Source organism: Eubacterium sp. CAG:161, assembly GCF_000432355.1.
Classification (GTDB): Bacteria; Bacillota; Clostridia; order Lachnospirales; family Lachnospiraceae; genus Eubacterium_G; species Eubacterium_G segne.
Genome location: NZ_HF991862.1, coordinates 94,780 through 111,675 on the forward strand (window position 1 = coordinate 94,780; position 16,896 = coordinate 111,675).

At 34.6% G+C, this 16,896-nt stretch carries 13 protein-coding genes and 1 pseudogene; all 14 read right to left on the bottom strand.

Annotated features, from left to right (window positions below; translation table 11 throughout):
* Window positions 1-29: 29 nt before the first annotated feature.
* Window positions 30-1,532 carry a PH domain-containing protein gene (locus Q5O30_RS05710; protein WP_021952792.1) on the bottom strand — a complete coding sequence of 501 codons (1,503 nt, stop codon included), beginning with the start codon at window positions 1,530-1,532 and terminating at the stop codon, window positions 30-32.
* Window positions 1,533-1,540: 8 nt separating this feature from the next.
* Window positions 1,541-2,086 carry a PH domain-containing protein gene (locus Q5O30_RS05715; RefSeq protein ID WP_021952793.1) on the bottom strand — a complete coding sequence of 182 codons (546 nt, stop codon included), beginning with the start codon at window positions 2,084-2,086 and terminating at the stop codon, window positions 1,541-1,543.
* A 121-nt stretch (window positions 2,087-2,207) separates the two neighbouring features.
* Window positions 2,208-2,912: a YoaK family protein gene (locus Q5O30_RS05720; protein ID WP_021952794.1), complete on the bottom strand. Its 705-nt coding sequence runs from the start codon at window positions 2,910-2,912 to the stop codon at window positions 2,208-2,210.
* Between the two features lie 68 nt (window positions 2,913-2,980).
* Window positions 2,981-3,256 (bottom strand): annotated as a pseudogene (locus Q5O30_RS05725) (pyrroloquinoline quinone biosynthesis protein PqqE); the annotation flags it as partial.
* 181 nt (window positions 3,257-3,437) lie between these two features.
* Entirely contained in the window at window positions 3,438-5,630 is a 2,193-nt protein-coding gene (locus Q5O30_RS05730) for a CotH kinase family protein (protein WP_021952796.1), read from the bottom strand.
* A gap of 165 nt (window positions 5,631-5,795) precedes the next feature.
* Entirely contained in the window at window positions 5,796-7,700 is a 1,905-nt protein-coding gene (locus tag Q5O30_RS05735) for a carbohydrate-binding protein (RefSeq protein ID WP_021952797.1), read from the bottom strand.
* Window positions 7,701-7,787: 87 nt separating this feature from the next.
* Window positions 7,788-8,753: an ABC transporter permease gene (locus tag Q5O30_RS05740; RefSeq protein ID WP_021952798.1), complete on the bottom strand. Its 966-nt coding sequence runs from the start codon at window positions 8,751-8,753 to the stop codon at window positions 7,788-7,790.
* Window positions 8,750-9,841 carry an ABC transporter permease gene (locus Q5O30_RS05745; RefSeq protein WP_021952799.1) on the bottom strand — a complete coding sequence of 364 codons (1,092 nt, stop codon included), beginning with the start codon at window positions 9,839-9,841 and terminating at the stop codon, window positions 8,750-8,752. Before Q5O30_RS05745 ends, Q5O30_RS05740 begins: the two co-directional genes overlap by 4 nt.
* A gap of 4 nt (window positions 9,842-9,845) precedes the next feature.
* On the bottom strand, window positions 9,846-11,363 hold the full coding sequence (locus tag Q5O30_RS05750; protein ID WP_021952800.1) for an ABC transporter ATP-binding protein: 1,518 nt from the start codon (window positions 11,361-11,363) through the stop codon (window positions 9,846-9,848).
* A 34-nt stretch (window positions 11,364-11,397) separates the two neighbouring features.
* Window positions 11,398-12,543 (bottom strand): BMP family ABC transporter substrate-binding protein, encoded by a 1,146-nt coding sequence (locus Q5O30_RS05755; protein ID WP_021952801.1) that lies wholly within the window; start codon window positions 12,541-12,543, stop codon window positions 11,398-11,400.
* A 92-nt stretch (window positions 12,544-12,635) separates the two neighbouring features.
* Window positions 12,636-13,313 carry a cysteine hydrolase family protein gene (locus tag Q5O30_RS05760; RefSeq protein WP_021952802.1) on the bottom strand — a complete coding sequence of 226 codons (678 nt, stop codon included), beginning with the start codon at window positions 13,311-13,313 and terminating at the stop codon, window positions 12,636-12,638.
* A gap of 32 nt (window positions 13,314-13,345) precedes the next feature.
* Window positions 13,346-14,677 carry a uracil-xanthine permease family protein gene (locus Q5O30_RS05765; protein WP_021952803.1) on the bottom strand — a complete coding sequence of 444 codons (1,332 nt, stop codon included), beginning with the start codon at window positions 14,675-14,677 and terminating at the stop codon, window positions 13,346-13,348.
* A 237-nt stretch (window positions 14,678-14,914) separates the two neighbouring features.
* Window positions 14,915-16,156: a PucR family transcriptional regulator gene (locus Q5O30_RS05770; protein WP_021952804.1), complete on the bottom strand. Its 1,242-nt coding sequence runs from the start codon at window positions 16,154-16,156 to the stop codon at window positions 14,915-14,917.
* A gap of 40 nt (window positions 16,157-16,196) precedes the next feature.
* The coding region (gene xth, locus Q5O30_RS05775; protein WP_302674607.1) for an exodeoxyribonuclease III at window positions 16,197-16,896 on the bottom strand (700 nt) is incomplete at its 5' end.

Genomic DNA, 16,896 nt, shown 5'->3' on the forward strand with positions numbered 1-16,896 from the left:
CAGCCTTATATTACTTACAGTGTACTCCATTAATCTTTAAAGGAAGAAATACACAATTTATCTTTAATTATTTCTGTCTTTTCAGCACTCATATATGGAATTTTATGTCCTGCATTAGAAATTGCTGCCAGTATTCTTATAAAGCCTTTGGTTATCCCCAGTTTATTTTCCAGAATATTCCGGTTAAAAGTAACAATTTGTATTTTTTCAAATTTTATTATAGTTGTAGTTGTGCCAAAAATTCCTGATTTTACTTTTATCTGGCTATTGCCAATATAACTTCCCTCTGTTTTGTATGACAATATGTTACATACAATAATCCACAACATAATTGCTGCCAATACCCCAATTTCTATTATCAACGGAATACCTAAAACAATATTACATACACAAAATGCCACTATACAGATTATATATTTTACAATAATCTTTAGCATCTTTATAACCCACACTGACTTTGGTTGTCTTTCTGTTTCACAGGAAAAGCTTTCGGAAAATTCCGGCAAAAGCCTTTTCATGATTTTTTCTGTGTTTTCCCAGGTATCATAAAAAGTAAAGTATGTCTGCTCCTGCTTTTCATCTCCCATGCCTACATTTACAATTTCCACTGCATATTTCTTAAACAATCTGGCAATAAAAGTCTGATGCACAATAATAGCATTTATTCTGTTGACAGGAATGGCAAAATTAACCTTTTTAAACAATCCGTGTTTTATATATATCTTGTTATTCTTTCTTTTAAGCTTAAAGTCATACAGCTTAAGGAAATTTTTAACAAAACCGGCTCCGGTGCCTAACGCCAGAGAAAATGCCACTGTAATCGCTACAACAAGTACTCTAAAACCATCTCCATCAAAGCCTGCTGCAACAAATTTCGGAATAATACTAACTATACTTCCAATACTTGCTATGAAAATAATTATTCCTAAAATACTTATTGAATATAATCCATTCATAATAATATTTCTTTTACCAGCAACTACATCATAATCTTCGCTATTTAAAATTTCCTGCTCTACCACATCATCCCCATCACCCTTTATCCGGTTTATATGTTTGATAATGTAATTTCTTAATTCCTCAGCCTCTTTTTTCTTTAGAATTATTTTAACATCCGTGGTGTTAGCTGTGGATAAGCTATCTGTATCAAATTTAACCTTGCAGGTTCCTATTAACATTTCAAACAGATTTTGTTCCATATTAACATTGGATATATTTTTAAACCCAATAGTATTCTTTAGTGAAATAATTGTATTTCTCTCCACTGACAATGTATCATTATCAATTACAATCCATGTTTTATACCATACCCTGAAACGCCATGCCACAAATATTGCTATAATCACAATAAAAATCAGCAAAATAAAGACAACATAAACGGTTTCTACTGAAAATCCTCCACGGGATATATCCACTATCATATCAATAATATCATCGGGACTTCCCATAATAATAACCACCAGTGCTATTAATGCTGCCCCAAATTGTTCCACAACACTGGTCCAATGATTTCTAAATCTCTTATTTTCCATAGTCCCACCTACTTATCATCCAGTTTATTTACGTTACTGCCTTGAGTTTCATGGTCTAAAACGTCACCATCTTTCTGTACATCAGCTTCTCTCTGGCGAACTGCTATTGTGTTTATCCTACTTTTAAGATTTTCAGCTATCTTTTCCGCCTTTTCTTCATCTAAAAACCTGATAACCACATCTCCTCCGGCAGTTGTTACCACAACTTTTGCCACCTTGCAGATTTTATCGAAAGGACCTCTTTGAATCTGCAACTTGTGAAGACGTTCAATAGGAACAATATTTCTTTCCACAAATATGTATCCCTCAACAATATCTATACACTCATCGTCAATTTTATACCTGTATCTGTGAAATCTGAAAACAGGACTTACTATACAATTTATTACCATCAAAATTGTCACTATAACAAGTATAACTGTTCCAATTGTAAGATTATTAGGTATAAAAATAGCAAGTTCCACTACAAGTGCAATAATAAGATATACCACCGTAGCAAAACCTGCTGCCATATACATGTTTTTTAAAGCTCTTTTAGATAATTTTTCGTACATATTAGTCCTCCTGTAAATAAACTTACTGTAAGTTTACCATATAGTTCATGACTAATCTACCAAAATCATCCATTGTCTTTATTCACCTATATTGTTTTTCATCTTTGTTAGAGATAATATTCTATGCCTTCACTTCCCCCAATACTGTAATGTCCTTTTCAATTTTTTCCTCTACTTCGTCTTTTATATTTTCCGGAAGTACCTCTAAAGTAAAGGCTGCCACTGAAAAAGGAACTGCGAAAAGGCTTGCCATATATCCGAACTCCTTACATGTAAAGTACGATATAGCAACTCCCACATGAAACCATATAAGAGAATTGCCATAAAATTTGCCTTTTTCTAACTGCTCCGGATTTTTGTCTAAAAGATATTCAGTAAAACCGATTACACACTGTTTCAAGTTATTAGTTGAAAAAATTGTTGCACTATTATATTTTCCAATGCCGTGAAAAACACTCCACTGGGTTGACATCATAAAAAATATAGGAAGAAGTCCCACCAGAGGATTGATACTTTTTGGCATGAAAAACAATGCAATCATAATTATAATTTCCACGGTAATTGCGTATTTCCTTGCATTAACATTAGTCCTTTTCCCTAAGCAAACACAAATTGCGATTGCCGTAATGTAAAGCACAAAAGCTAAAATTCTTAAGAAAAAATCAAAATAATTTTTTCCTAAAAGAGTACACACAATATCTATCATATTCGTAGTCTGGGCTGATCCCATATTTTCAAATCCATTAACTATGGCATATGCCCCAAAAAATCCACCAATTATGCACATAAGGCTATGAATGTACATTTCTTTACTTCGGAAGCTCATTTTCTAACACCATCCTTTATGTTTTCTTCCGAGATACTATCATAGCACTTTTTTGAAAATTGGCAAATTTATTTCTTATAATTCTCATAAGAAGGCTTTTTATAATCAGTTTCTTTCCATATTTTGTCGGCAACTCCTGCCCACTCTTTTGCATATTCACTACATTTTCCGCACAAATGCTCTACCGTCTCCGGTGACTGCAGGTCTGTTGACTTAGCTCTTGTCTCCTTCACCATTCTCTGAAGAATTTCAGGATTTTCCAACATAGGACATGGTCTTAAATGATTTTCGTTAAAAGGCTGATTATTTCTGTATGCCATAAACAATGGGCTTTTCAAAAGCTGCCCTTTCAATTTTGTGTGTCATTGTTCCCATATTACTTACCTCCATATTTCGACATTATCACTAATTTTTAAAAATTTAAATGTCCATTTTTTTACATATGTATAACTTGTTGGTAAGTATTATTATTTGAGTATTTTTAGAATATATTCTGAAATCCGTTTATAAATTAGTCGTACAAACCTATTTTCTTGTTTTTCCGGTTTTTACCTTACACCAATATGAATAAACTCTCTTTCCTTTTACACAATAATACGTTCTTATTCTCACATAATATTTTTTCTTTGTTTTTAACTTCTTTATGGTCTTTGAAGTTGTTTTATAGTTTGTGATTAAAACTGTCTTTGCCTTTTTAAACTTCTTAGAAGTGGAATACTGTATCTGATATCCTTTTACTCCCTTAATCTTCTTCCAGCTTATTTTCAATGATTTCTTAGCTTTTTTAATAGATTTAATTGATGTAGCTTTTGGTCTTGTAACTTTAGTTGATGTTCCGGAAACAGCTGTAGGTTTAGATACAGGCTTTGTGGTAGAAGGTTCTTTTGTAGTTTCTTCTCCACCTGTCACCTTTATATCTACAGATTTTACCAGGCGTGCATCACTTATGGTAAGTTCACCATTCCTACATTCTGATGTTGCCATATGCATATGAAAACCTAAATTATATTTGCCCAGGTCTAAACCTGATTTTTCCAAATCTATTATTAGCAACTTATCTGTATCATATAAAGATAATGCCTTTTCATCTGCTGACACAAAATTATTATCATAATATACATTTTTAAACCAGTATGGCTTTGACTTAATCTCATCACTGCCTGACTTACCTCTAAATTCCAACCTGAATGTAGAAATATCACCGGTATATCTTATTATCAGATATTTATAAGAGCTATCTGCCATTCCCTTAAAATTAACAAATCCCAACCACTGATAATCCTTATCTGTCCATAAATACGACCCAATCATTGCCTGATTTCCTTTTGGTTTTCCATCAAGAACAATATCATCTGCACTTTCATTGTAAGTTACTGTTATATTCTTTTTAGGTGTGACAGCTCTACCACCTGCAAACTGAGTTTTTAAATATTTATCTCTGTCTATTAACCACTGTCTTAGATATTCAATTGCACTGCTATAATCCTTCCACTTAGCAGTACCTGCATAACTAATGCCATCAGCGCTGTCTTTGTTGGTTACACTCCATCCTGCACCACCTTTTTTCTTTGGAAGATAATTTCTTGCAAAAGAGTTTTTATATGTAGATGTTATGCAGTTAATTGAATTGCCGGTATTTCCATAAATCATATTTGAAATAAGTCCTGATATCTGACTGTAACGTTCAGACACCGTATTATAAAACTCCGGCATTTCCATAAGTTTTTTAAACCATGTAAACTGCTGACACCATAATCCCTTACTACTGTCCCCATTCTCAAAATAAGTTGTGTAACTGTTAGGATTGGCATTTCCACTGGACAAATCCAAATCCCACAAAGGTCCTGCATACAATACACCGTCTTTTATGTAAAACCTTGTGGAGCTGTAATTAAAATCAACATTTTTAAACAATTCATTTACAATATAAAAATTAGCAAATGACTTTAAATCCACAAACTTAGATATTTCCTCAAAATCACCATTTTCCAATGCTGTTTCAAATCTGTTTAACACTGTAAGGGTCTGCTTATACTGCTGCGTACCTTCCGAAAGCCCTTCCGGGTCACCTACATTAAACCTTATTCCATATCTTATGGTTCTAAGATAAGTCCGTCCCTCTTCTGTTCTGTCATATTCCTTTTCAAGAAGAACATCATTTGAATCCTCAGTATTAATGTTTACTCTGCTTTCCCCCACTCCCACAGATTCAATTAGCAGATAATTTCCGTAATAAACATCATTTATGTATAAATCAACATATGTGCTTTTACTTGTATACTTAAGTCCCAAACTTGTAGCAAATTCCATAGCGAGACGATTTCTGATTAAAGACTTGTCAAATGCGTTTGCCAATAGACTCCATTTCTTTGCCTTGCCCATTCCAAACACATCTTTAGCCTTTGAGAATGAAATATTAAATGGCTTTTTATCAGCCACTGCTGTTGAATTTCCTCTTACCTTAATTGTTCCATCAGACTCTATTGTGTCATAAATTACATTATCTTCATACAAATCTCCATCTTTTTTATCTACTACAGTAATCTGTGCCGGAACCTTTTTATCCTTTGTTATAGTAGTTCCATCGGTAGTAACATAAATCGTACGAATGTCTCCCTGCTCTCTTTGTTCACCAGCAGATACGCTTTTTCCACTACATAACGCCCCTGAAATAACAACCAAAAATGTTGTCATTGTAATTAGAAATCTTCTAAGCATGATTCTTTCCTCCATCGTAAAAATTTCTATTTCCTTATTTAATCCGTTCATCTCATAAAAAAATTGTATCAGAGTATTTAACATTTTCAAATAATTTTAAAGAAAAAAATAAAAAGAGGCATAATGCCCAAAAGCAAAAGCCTCCTTTTATGCTATTTAACTATATTATTTAACAACAATATTTTTGTAGTTAAAGTCTGTTTTTTTGTAATTTTCATTAACAACCTTTAATATATTGTCGTACAAATATGTGTGACCTGCATTATTGCTCATTAATGCATTTTGATATAAATAATCAGCTATATCGTATATTTTAATTTTATTAACGTCACCATATACGTAATTTCCATTTTTTAATTTTGCGTATGCCCTAACGCTTATATTGCTGTTATAAAATGAAACATTCTTTATAAAAGTCATAGTCATTGCATAACTTTGTCCCTTTGAATAACTGCTGTAATTTTTTTCCATTCTTCCGGCATCACTTGCCTGATAATTTACTACAGCACTATTTGAACTTCCAATAACCATGTCCGAATCATTTACAGATAACCCATATATAAGGCCAACGGTTTCTACTTCACTGTTAGAATCTTCAAAAGAATAAATTACCCTATATCCTTCCTTAGTTGTGCTTATCTGGTATCCGTTGATTTCTAACTTAACATCTGTCTTTTCCGGCTGTGTAATTTCAGGCTCCGTCGTTTTTTCCGTAGGCTGTTCTGTAGGATTCTCACTTCCCGTGGCATCCTGCAAATACTTCCACGGTTCTGAACCATTGTCTGTAGCAACTCCAGGTGTATCTCCCTGTGTCCACCATGAAGCCTGCCATATTTTGCCATCATATAAAACCTTATCCCCCTGGTAATATGCAGTACCTTTTTTCCATTCCTTGATAACCTCGCCGTCTAATACATAATCATCATCTGAACCTGCCGGTGGGATAGTATACGCATTATCACCCATAAAAGTCTTAAAAACTTTAGTATGCTCATACATTCCCGTAATTCCCTTATTGGCACCATATTGCTGGCAGTCACGGTTTAAGCACCAAAAAGATGTCATTCCAATATTCTCTTTTATTGCCTTATCATTTACAACTTTAGAATATTCGGTAGTCCAAATAGGAAAACTTGCACTTTCTTCTCCTATGGAAACCGTAACGCCTACTTTTCCATAAGCTTCTGAAGAACTAATAGATTTTCCATTATTTCTATATGTGCTTAAAATCTGATTTGCTGTATTGTCAATGGCACGAACCGATGCACCAGCATATGTTTCCCCAGGTAAAATTGTAGCATCACCATAGCACATTGCCATGATATTTACCATTTTGATATCCACACCATTTTCCACATATGCCTCTAACGTACCAAGTCCTAAATCCGTCAGCCCCGTAGGTAACACCGGAAGCGTAAGCACGATCTCTACCCCTGTAGTCTCCTGCACTCTCTTAAGAGCCTTTGCATTAGCAATATTAATCTGCTTTCCCTGAGCACCACCTTCAATATCTAAGTCAAGTCTTGTAAGTCCATATCCCTGAATTACATCCATATATGAATTATACAGTATGTCTTCATCCTGAGTTTTCTGGAAAAAGTTTCCCTCGTTCAATCCTCCGATAGATACGATAACATCGCCACCTTTTGAACGGATATACTTAATAGATTCTTTAATGCCGTCAATCTGCCATGTATCAGTTGCTTTTTCGCTTAATGTGGAATAGCCACCCCATGACCAGTCAATAACCCCATCTGTAATGCCACCTGTTGCAGTAGTCATTATAAAACCTAAGTTATAATATAAAATCCCCGTATCCTTGTACATCTTCTCCAGACTAAGAGTTCCCGCCGAAGAATAATCCTTATCTGAAACATAAGATACAATATCCACAAAAGGTGCAAAGATATGATCCGGAATCTTCTTTCCTTCACCGACTCCGTAAGCTCCCCGGTCAGCGTAAATTGCTGCCTTAGCTGTCTTTGGCGTGATGGTCATTGAGCCGATAACCAACACAAATGCTAACAATCCTGTCAAAATCCTTTTTGACCACTTTTTTAAAATCCCCATTTACTTCCTCCTTAAAGAATTTTTTAACCCCTTAAGTATATCAAAAGTATAAAATCGTTTCCAGTAAATGTTGGATTAAAAATGATTTTATCTTTCTTCTCTGTAATAATTTAATCCCAGTCCTTCCGGAATATGATTTTTACCATTTTTTCTTATGCTTGCAATTATTATAACTACAGCTGTAACAATGTACGGACACATATCATATATCAAAGGATTAAGTCCCGGGATTTCTATGTACAAACGCATTATCATCAAAGCTCCAAAAATAATACTGCAAAATACTGATTTTAACGGATTCCATGATGAAAAAATAACAAGTGCCACCGCAAGCCATCCATATCCGCTAATACATCCGTGTACCCACACTCCTGCGTTGGTAACCATACACATGTACATACCTGCCACCCCACATAATGCTCCACCTATAATAGTTGCGATATATCGGTATTTACCTACTGAAATTCCTGCTGCATCAGCTGCCGCCGGATTTTCCCCTACTGCATTTAACTTTAAGCCTACTTTTGTTTTTCTAATTATAATAAAAGCTACAATTGCAACTATAAAGGAAAGATACACCATTCCATTGTAAGAAAACAACAGTTTGCCCACTACCGGTATTTTTGAGAGCCCCGGAATGTTTATTCCTGCAAAAACAGCTTTTGTCTTTCCTGATACTGAAATGTATCCTCCGTTACCTTGTCCCATAAGCTCTCCAAAGAAATTTCCTATTCCCGTTCCCATAATCGTTATTATAAGTCCTACTACATTTTGATTTACTCTCAATGTAACCGTCATAAAACTAAATAATGCCGATGCTAACATTCCGCTTATGGCACCCCCTAACAGTGCAAACACCCCTGCCCCTATTCCGGCTAAACCGATTTTTTCAGCTACCACAGCACATGCTAAAGCTGACACTGCACCAATGTACATAGTTCCTTCCACACCTAAATTCATATTACCTGATTTTTCCGTGATTATTTCTCCAACCGTTGCAAGAATAAGAGGTGCTCCGGCTAAAAATGCCGCAACCAAAAAATTTATAATCATTTGTCAACGCCTCCTTTTTCAAATACAACTTTGTAGTTTGTCATAAATTTCGCAACAAGCATAAATAATAAAATAATTCCTATCATAATATCAGCAAAAGATGATGGTATAAGAAATACCGTCTGCAAGTTATCTGCTCCTCTGTTTAAAACCGCAATTAGTAAAGACATTACCAGCATCCCCACAGGCCTCATTTCTGCCATCCATGACACCATAATCGCCGTAAATCCAATTCCACCGGCAGTTGATTCTGATAAAGTTCCATCAGCTCCCGCCACCTGGAAATATCCTGCCATTCCACACAAAGCTGCTGATAAAAACATAGTTCTTATAATTACCTTTGTTCTGTTAATTCCTGCATATTTTGCTGTATTTTCAGAATCTCCCACAATTCTTATTTCATAGCCATGCTTTGTTTTTTCCATATAAATATAATATACAACTAATAACACAACTGCGACTATCCAACCAATATGTATTCCAAAAATCCTCGGTAGTCTACTATAAAAACTCAACATTCTTATTTTTGGAAAGCTGTTAGTGGAATCCTGCCAGCTTGCCGTATTTTGCAGCAATATAATAATCTGCATTGCCACATAATTAAGCATCAGGGTAAGAATGGTTTCATTGGTATTAAACTTTGCCTTAAAAAATGCCGGCACGGCTCCATATATTCCTGCTGCCACTATTGCTGCTAATGCCATTAGAATTAACAGAATCCATTGTGGTATGGAGTCATTAACAAGGAATGAAACAAATGTTGCTGCAATTCCACCTATTAAGATTTGTCCCTCGCCTCCAATATTCCAAAACTTCATTTTAAACGCCAATGACAGTCCCACAGATGTAATTACAAGGGGAATAGTGTTTTTAATAGTCTCTCTTACAAGAAACTCCTTACCAAATGCTCCCTGAATCATGACTTCAAAAACCTTAACAGGATTAAATTTCATTATTAGCAACATTAAACTAAGGACAATGGCAGCTAAAATGAATGTTGTAAAGTATATAATAGGTATACTTTTCTTTTTTTCATTTCCACGCTTAACTATCCTAACAGCAGGTGCCTTAGATAAACTATTACTCATTTCCTTACACCACCTTTTCTGTCTCCATCATCAACGAACCAATATACTCTTTTGTTGTGCTTTTAGGATTAACTATTCCTGTAACCTCATAATCAGACATAACCATAATCCTATCAGCTATTCCCATAAGTACATCCAAATCCTCTCCTACAAAAATTATAGCCGTACCTTTTTCTCTTTCCTTATTTAAAATATTATAAATCATGTATGCTGATGTTATGTCCAAACCTCTTACCGGATATGACACAATAAGTACATCTCTTCCTTCTGCTATCTCTCTTCCCAAAAGAACCTTTTGAACATTTCCTCCTGAAAGCATTCTTACGGGAGTATTAACATCTTCCGTTGCCACATTTAGTTTTTCTACAATTTTTTTAGCCATTTTTTCATATTTTTTTCTGTGTAAAAAAATTCCCGGTTCATTTTTATAATTTTTAATCATCATGTTATCCACAAGATTTGATGACGGACTAAGTCCCATTCCCAGCCTGTCCTCCGGCACAAATCCAAAATCAATATTATTGCAGTTTCGCCATTCAGGCTTTTTATTTGTCAAATCAATTTCCTTTCCATGTGAATAATACTTTATTGCACCACTGCTTACACTTCTTATTCCATTTATGCATTCGCACAGTTCCTTTTGTCCACTGCCTGAAATACCTGCTACTCCAAGAATTTCTCCTGAAAAAAGTTCAAAGGAAATATTGTTTAAACCTTTTTTCTTATTTCTTCCAAGACAACATAAATTTTTTATTTCCAATATTTTATTATGACGTTTATATTCCGTTCTTTCTATCTCCAGATTAATCTGCTGTCCAACCATTTTACAGGCAAGTTCATGGCCATCAGTTTCTTTAGTCAGCAATGTATCAACGTGCCTTCCTTTTCTCATAATATACACGCGGTCAGAAATTTCCAAAACCTCATTTAGTTTATGAGTTATTATTATAATTGACTTTCCATCCTCTTTCATTGCCTTTAAAATGTTAAAGAGACTCTCTGCTTCCCCGGGAGTAAGAACTGCCGTTGGTTCATCTAATATTAAAATTTCAGCACCTTTTATTATTGCCTTTATTATCTCCATCGTCTGTTTTTCCGAAACGGACATTTCATATATTTTTTTATCGGGATTAATGTTAAATTTGTATTTTTTAGCAATATCTGAAATTCTGTCTTTAATTTCATTTTTGTCTTTAAAGCTATGTGATTCCAATGCTATTTCTATATTTTCAGTGGCACTCATATTAGAAACAAGTTGAAAATGCTGGTGCACAACTCCAATTTCCAATAAATCTGCATCTTTAGGAGATGTTATTTTTACCTCTTTTCCCTTATAAAGTATCCTTCCCTTATCCGGGTAATATAATCCACTAATCATATTAATAAGGGTAGTTTTACCTGAACCGTTTTCACCTAATATTGCCATTATTTCTCCCTTATGAAGTTTTAAGCTTATATCATTATTTACCTTCTGTTCTCCAAATGATTTACATAATCCCTGTGTTTCTAAAATAACTTCCATAATATCACTCCATTTCTCCGGTAGGAAATAACATTTATTTTTTAATATTAATTCCCTGAAGTACTTCGCCAAACGACGGTGACGATTTTGGTTCAACAAATACTTCTCCTGCTTTTACAAGTTCCTTTCCATCCCTGTTATATAACGGTCCTTCAAAAACATACTTCTTTTTTGTCTCAAATTCATTTTTGCAGCTTTCAACTGCTTTTTTCACTTTTTTAGCAGTAGCTTTATCTAAAAGTGAATAATTAATTTTATCAAGATAAATCATTCCGTTTTTAAGGGTTCCTGTGTAATCCACCGGTATTTTAGATGGTGTTCCGTCAAGAACATTTTGAACAGCCATTATAAGATATTTTGAAGTATCCCATCTTACTCCCGTAAGAACTGCTTTAGGTGCCACCTTGCTCATATCACTGTTGTACGGAATAAAATATGCCCCATTTTCCTGACAAACAGCCGCACCAGCCGTAGAATCAGCATGATGGCTTACAACATCGCATCCCATATCTATAAGGGACTTCGTTGCCTGTCCTTCTAATGCAGGATCATACCACTTATTAAGATAAGTTGCATTTACCTGTATTTTTTCATTTACGCTTTTAGCTCCTAAATAGTAGGCATCTAATCCGTTATTAACTTCCGTATAATCCATGGCACACACATAACCGATTTTGTTTGTTTTAGTAGTTAAACCTGATACCACTCCTGATAAATACCTAACCTGTGCAATATCACCAAAATAATTATGCACATTTTTTAATCCACTTGACTTTGCCTTTACTCCACTAAAATGGCAAAAAACAACACTTGGATATTCAAAAGCTACTTCTAACAGATAATCCTCATGACCATGGGACGTTGAAAAAATAATCTGACACCCATCTTCTGCTAACTCCCTAAATGCTGTTGCTGCTTGTGCCGTATCCGGCACATTATATTTATTTATAATTTGTGATTTATCAATTCCCAGTTCCTCAGCCATTTTCCATGTTGCTTTATTATGGTTATATGTATAGCCCTGATCACTTGGGTCTGAATAATGCACAAATCCTATTTTCAAATCCTTTTTATCTATTTTTGTTCCCTCTTTTACTCCTGTTACCTGACTTCCTGAACACCCTGTAAAAATAACTGAAATTAACATAAATATAAAAAGTAAAACACAAATTTTTTTCATATATGCCTCCTAACTCTTAAATCAGAAGTATGCATAAAAGGGGTCAGTGCACCATTACACGACCCCTTTGCCTTTTAATAAAATTCTAATTTTTATTTTGTCTGACTTGTCCAATCTTCAAGAAGTTCCTCTGAATCCACAACAAGTCCTAAATGAAGAGAAATAATCCTTAAGGCTGCTTCTTCAAGATGCTCGCTGCCCCTTGTTAAATCTCTTGGAACAACTATTCTGAAATCTCTGTTTGCTCCATCAAAAGCTGTGTTTAATACACAACAATCTGTCATACAACCTGTAAGAACAATTCTTTTTATTCCCATGTTCCTAAGCAGCATTTCAAGGTCTGTCGGATAAAATGCACTAAGTCTCTTCTTTGTACTTACAATTAAATCCTCATCATGAACATCAATAGAAAATTTATTCCACTTTGTTCCCTCAATGGCATGTTCTGCAATATTTGGTATCTCCCCTACAGTTATAGGAAATACCAGTCTCCATGCTGACGGATTTAATTTTTCATCTACACCACCTTTTCTTAAAACTGATCTCACATGAATAATTGGTATATCAAGTTTGCGACATTTATCCATAAATTCATTAAGAGGTTTAATTATCTGTCTTCCCCTAGGTGACGGACACGGACAATCCGGATCCTCTGATAAATGACCTTCATGCATATCTATTGTTATAACTGCTGTTCCTTCTTTTTCAAGAAAAATATCATGTATATTTTCCGGTACTTCTTTTCTTACATTATCAAAATAAGCCTGCATAATCCTAATCTCCTTTTTAATCTATATTCTAATTACTGTTCTGTTTTTTCAAAAAATGGTCTTAATAGTGAATTGTTTAATAAATTCAAAACAATTAACAATATAATACCAACTAACATTGGCTGTGTAACAATACTCTGCACTGCTGACGGGAGCATTGAAGTAAAGCTTTCAGGTAAAAACATACATCCGATAGCTATAATATAAGGAACAGATGCTGTAATTACATTCATATCATCCCAAGCCACATCCTTCAAATGCTGTACTCCGCTAAATGCAATCATACCAAATAAGATTACTGTTGCTCCATTTAAAACCGGTGAAGGAATTACCGCAATAAGCATACCCAGTTTTGGGAAGAAGCCAAGTACTATAGCTATAATACCCATTGCTAAAGTTGCGAAACGGCTTCCCACTCCTGTTGCTCTTATAATTCCGACATTCTCCGGATAAGTAGTTGTTGGACATCCGCCGACTACTGTTCCTAAAATATTTCCTACAGCCAGTCCGAATATGCCGCCATTGGCTCTATGTTCGTCAACCTGCTGTTCATCCCATCCTGCAATAAGGCTATACATACCAAGTGCTTCTGAAACTGAATGGAGGTAAGCCAAAAGCATCAGTATTACTACCCCAACATTTACCTTAAAGCCGTATGGCATAATCTTTGGAAGTCCAACAATTTTTGCCTGTGCCACGGAACTAAAATCTATGCCTGCTACAACTGCATAAAATATAGTTCCTACTATGATTGCCCAAAGAAGTGCACCTCTTTTCATTAGTCCCTTTTTGCCAAAAAGCATAAATCCTGCTGCAACAACGATTGTTATAAACGCTGCTGCCAAATTAACCCAGGGATATGTATCCGTTCCTTCTGTTCCAAAACATCCCGGAATTGCAATTTCTGCAAGCTGTGTACCTATTATCAGCATTAATGTTCCAAAAACAAGGGGTGATGTAAGAACCTTTGTTAATTTTCCTATTACACCAATTTTACCTATTGGAATAGATAAAACTGCAACAATTATACCTGCTATAAGCATTGAACCGTAAGCAGTTCCCAATCCATAAGCTGCTCCTGTTGTAAGTATGGCTGACATAAATACTGCTGTAGGACCATGCACTGCAGGTAGTTTTAAAATAAAAATGGACTGAAGTATGGTTACCAAACCTGCCGTAATGAAACATGACTGTACCATATATCCTATATCTGCGGAATTAAGTCCACAGGCAGAACCGATAATTCCCGGTACTGCAAGTAAAAAAGTAATTCCCATAAGATGCTGTATTGCAAATAATAGTAGTTCACCAATTGACATTTTTTCGTCAATTCCTACCGTTAAAGGTGATTTTTCTTTTTCCATATTTGTCATCTCCTCATATGTATCATTGATATTTTCCAGTTAACATTTCACTTTAGTATTAAGATGCTGCCGGCAATGCTTATCCTAAATACTATTCGAAATAAAAAAAGAGACAACTCAATCATTTTCAAATGACTCCGTTGTCTCCTGATAGAACAAATATTACTATTTTAGCGATTAATTATCAATATACAAAATGCACATTGTTTGTGTTTTCTTAGTGTGCAATTTGCACCTTTAATTACTATTTAAAAACAAATCATATATTTTTACTGCATTAAATATCTGATTACATGTATCCGCATCTTTCAATGAACATTCCAGTAATTCCTCTATTTTTTCAATGCGCTTAATCATTGTATTTCTGTGAATATACAAAGACTGGGCTGTCTGTGTCACATTTAATCCGTTTTCAAGATATTCCCTTAAGGTATCTAAAAGGCTCTGATTATATCTTCTGTCATATTCCATAACGGGAAATATATAATTTTCTACAAATTCATTTATTCTTTCCTTATCATCTATATAAAACAGCAGCTGGTATATCCCCAACTCTTTATAGTAGAACACACCTTTTTTCTGTATGGCTTTAACAGTTGTTTTTGCCTGTTGATAACTTTTCATCAGTTCCTGTGACTGATGTTCCAAAACCTCTTTCATATTTTCTCCTGAAGCACAGTCACCATTTTTGACCTTGTGAGTAACTTTTCCAATTCCCATTTGCATTTGAATATCAGCAAATTGTTTATTAAAAGTGTAATATATGGTTTTAATTGTATCTACAATTTTCTTTTCATTCATATCAGAAACTGAAATAATAAACGTTTGCCTGTTATACTTGTTGAGATAATTTATTTCTTCAAAATATCCCATAAAGCTTTGCATCATTTCTGTCATAATGCGTTCACTATAGTAAACACCTTTTCCGTTTTTAGAGCTTTTTCCCTTAAAATCGTACTTAATCGTAACTACAACTTTCCTGTCTAACAAATTATATTTTTCAAAATATTTTACGTATAAAGGATCTTCTATATTAATTTCCCCTGCAAGGAGCCTTTCAAGAAATTCATTGTGCATTCTCTCTTCTAACCTGTCATTAGCCACTACCATGGAAATACTTCCAATCACCTCAAAAAGTTTTGTTTCCCAAGGTGCTGTAAATAGTGCTAAATGTCTGTCTGATGCTACCTTAATCACTGAATCGGGAATGCTTTTTATATGCTTAGGATGTAACAGCATAATTATACATGCCGCCTGTCCCTGAGCAGACTCTACTACAATATTAGTGAGGAATTCTTCGGAAATTTCCAATCCAACTCCAGTCATAAGAATTACATCCCCACCAACAAGCCACTCACTAATGCTGGTAGTTTGAGCTATATTAGGCCATGACACACTTCGGTTAAGTCCGCTTTCTCCACTTACCAGTTTGAACTCTTTAAATGATTTAAGTTTTAGCAAATCCTTTACATATATCATTTTATATTCTCACCTCATAAAATGTTTTAAACTATAGTATCTACTGAAAATCTAGTTCCACAGGACAGTGGTCTGACCCCATTATTTCCGTATGAATTTTGGCATCCTTCATTCGTTCCTTTAAATCCTCAGACACAAGGAAATAATCTATACGCCATCCTGCGTTCTTTTCCCTTGCCTTAAATCTGTATGACCACCAGCTGTACACCGACTCCAAATCGGGATAAAAATATCTGAAGCTGTCCACAAATCCACTGTCTAACAACTCAGTCATTTTTTTTCTTTCTTCATCAGTAAATCCGGCATTTTTCCTGTTTGTCTTTGGATTTTTCAAATCAATTTCATTGTGTGCCACATTCATGTCTCCACAGACAATTACCCCTTTTTTCTCTGCAAGACTATTTAAATATTTTCTAAAATCATCTTCCCATTTCATTCTGTAATCAAGTCTTGCCAACTCATTTTGAGAATTAGGAGTATAAACAGTAACCAGATAAAAATCCTGATATTCTAATGTAATTACCCTGCCTTCTAAATCATGTTCTTCTATATTAATGCCATAAGAAACAGAAACCGGTTCATGCTTTGTAAATATTGCAGTTCCTGAATATCCCTTTTTAACTGCATAATTCCAATACTGATAATATCCCGGTAACTGAAGGTCAATCTGCCCTTTCTGCAACTTAGTTTCCTGAAGGCAGAAAAAGTCTGCATCTAACTTTTCAAAATCCTCCATAAAG

Excerpts from the sequence above, each read along its gene's own strand:
- Q5O30_RS05710 (WP_021952792.1), bottom strand. The coding sequence starts at position 1,532 with ATGGAAAATAAGAGATTTAGAAATCATTGGACCAGTGTTGTGGAACAA.
- Q5O30_RS05715 (WP_021952793.1), bottom strand. The coding sequence starts at position 2,086 with ATGTACGAAAAATTATCTAAAAGAGCTTTAAAAAACATGTATATGGCA.
- Q5O30_RS05720 (WP_021952794.1), bottom strand. The coding sequence starts at position 2,912 with ATGAGCTTCCGAAGTAAAGAAATGTACATTCATAGCCTTATGTGCATA.
- Q5O30_RS05730 (WP_021952796.1), bottom strand. The coding sequence starts at position 5,630 with ATGCTTAGAAGATTTCTAATTACAATGACAACATTTTTGGTTGTTATT.
- Q5O30_RS05735 (WP_021952797.1), bottom strand. The coding sequence starts at position 7,700 with ATGGGGATTTTAAAAAAGTGGTCAAAAAGGATTTTGACAGGATTGTTA.
- Q5O30_RS05740 (WP_021952798.1), bottom strand. The coding sequence starts at position 8,753 with ATGATTATAAATTTTTTGGTTGCGGCATTTTTAGCCGGAGCACCTCTT.
- Q5O30_RS05745 (WP_021952799.1), bottom strand. The coding sequence starts at position 9,841 with ATGAGTAATAGTTTATCTAAGGCACCTGCTGTTAGGATAGTTAAGCGT.
- Q5O30_RS05750 (WP_021952800.1), bottom strand. The coding sequence starts at position 11,363 with ATGGAAGTTATTTTAGAAACACAGGGATTATGTAAATCATTTGGAGAA.
- Q5O30_RS05755 (WP_021952801.1), bottom strand. The coding sequence starts at position 12,543 with ATGAAAAAAATTTGTGTTTTACTTTTTATATTTATGTTAATTTCAGTT.
- Q5O30_RS05760 (WP_021952802.1), bottom strand. The coding sequence starts at position 13,313 with ATGCAGGCTTATTTTGATAATGTAAGAAAAGAAGTACCGGAAAATATA.
- Q5O30_RS05765 (WP_021952803.1), bottom strand. The coding sequence starts at position 14,677 with ATGGAAAAAGAAAAATCACCTTTAACGGTAGGAATTGACGAAAAAATG.
- Q5O30_RS05770 (WP_021952804.1), bottom strand. The coding sequence starts at position 16,156 with ATGATATATGTAAAGGATTTGCTAAAACTTAAATCATTTAAAGAGTTC.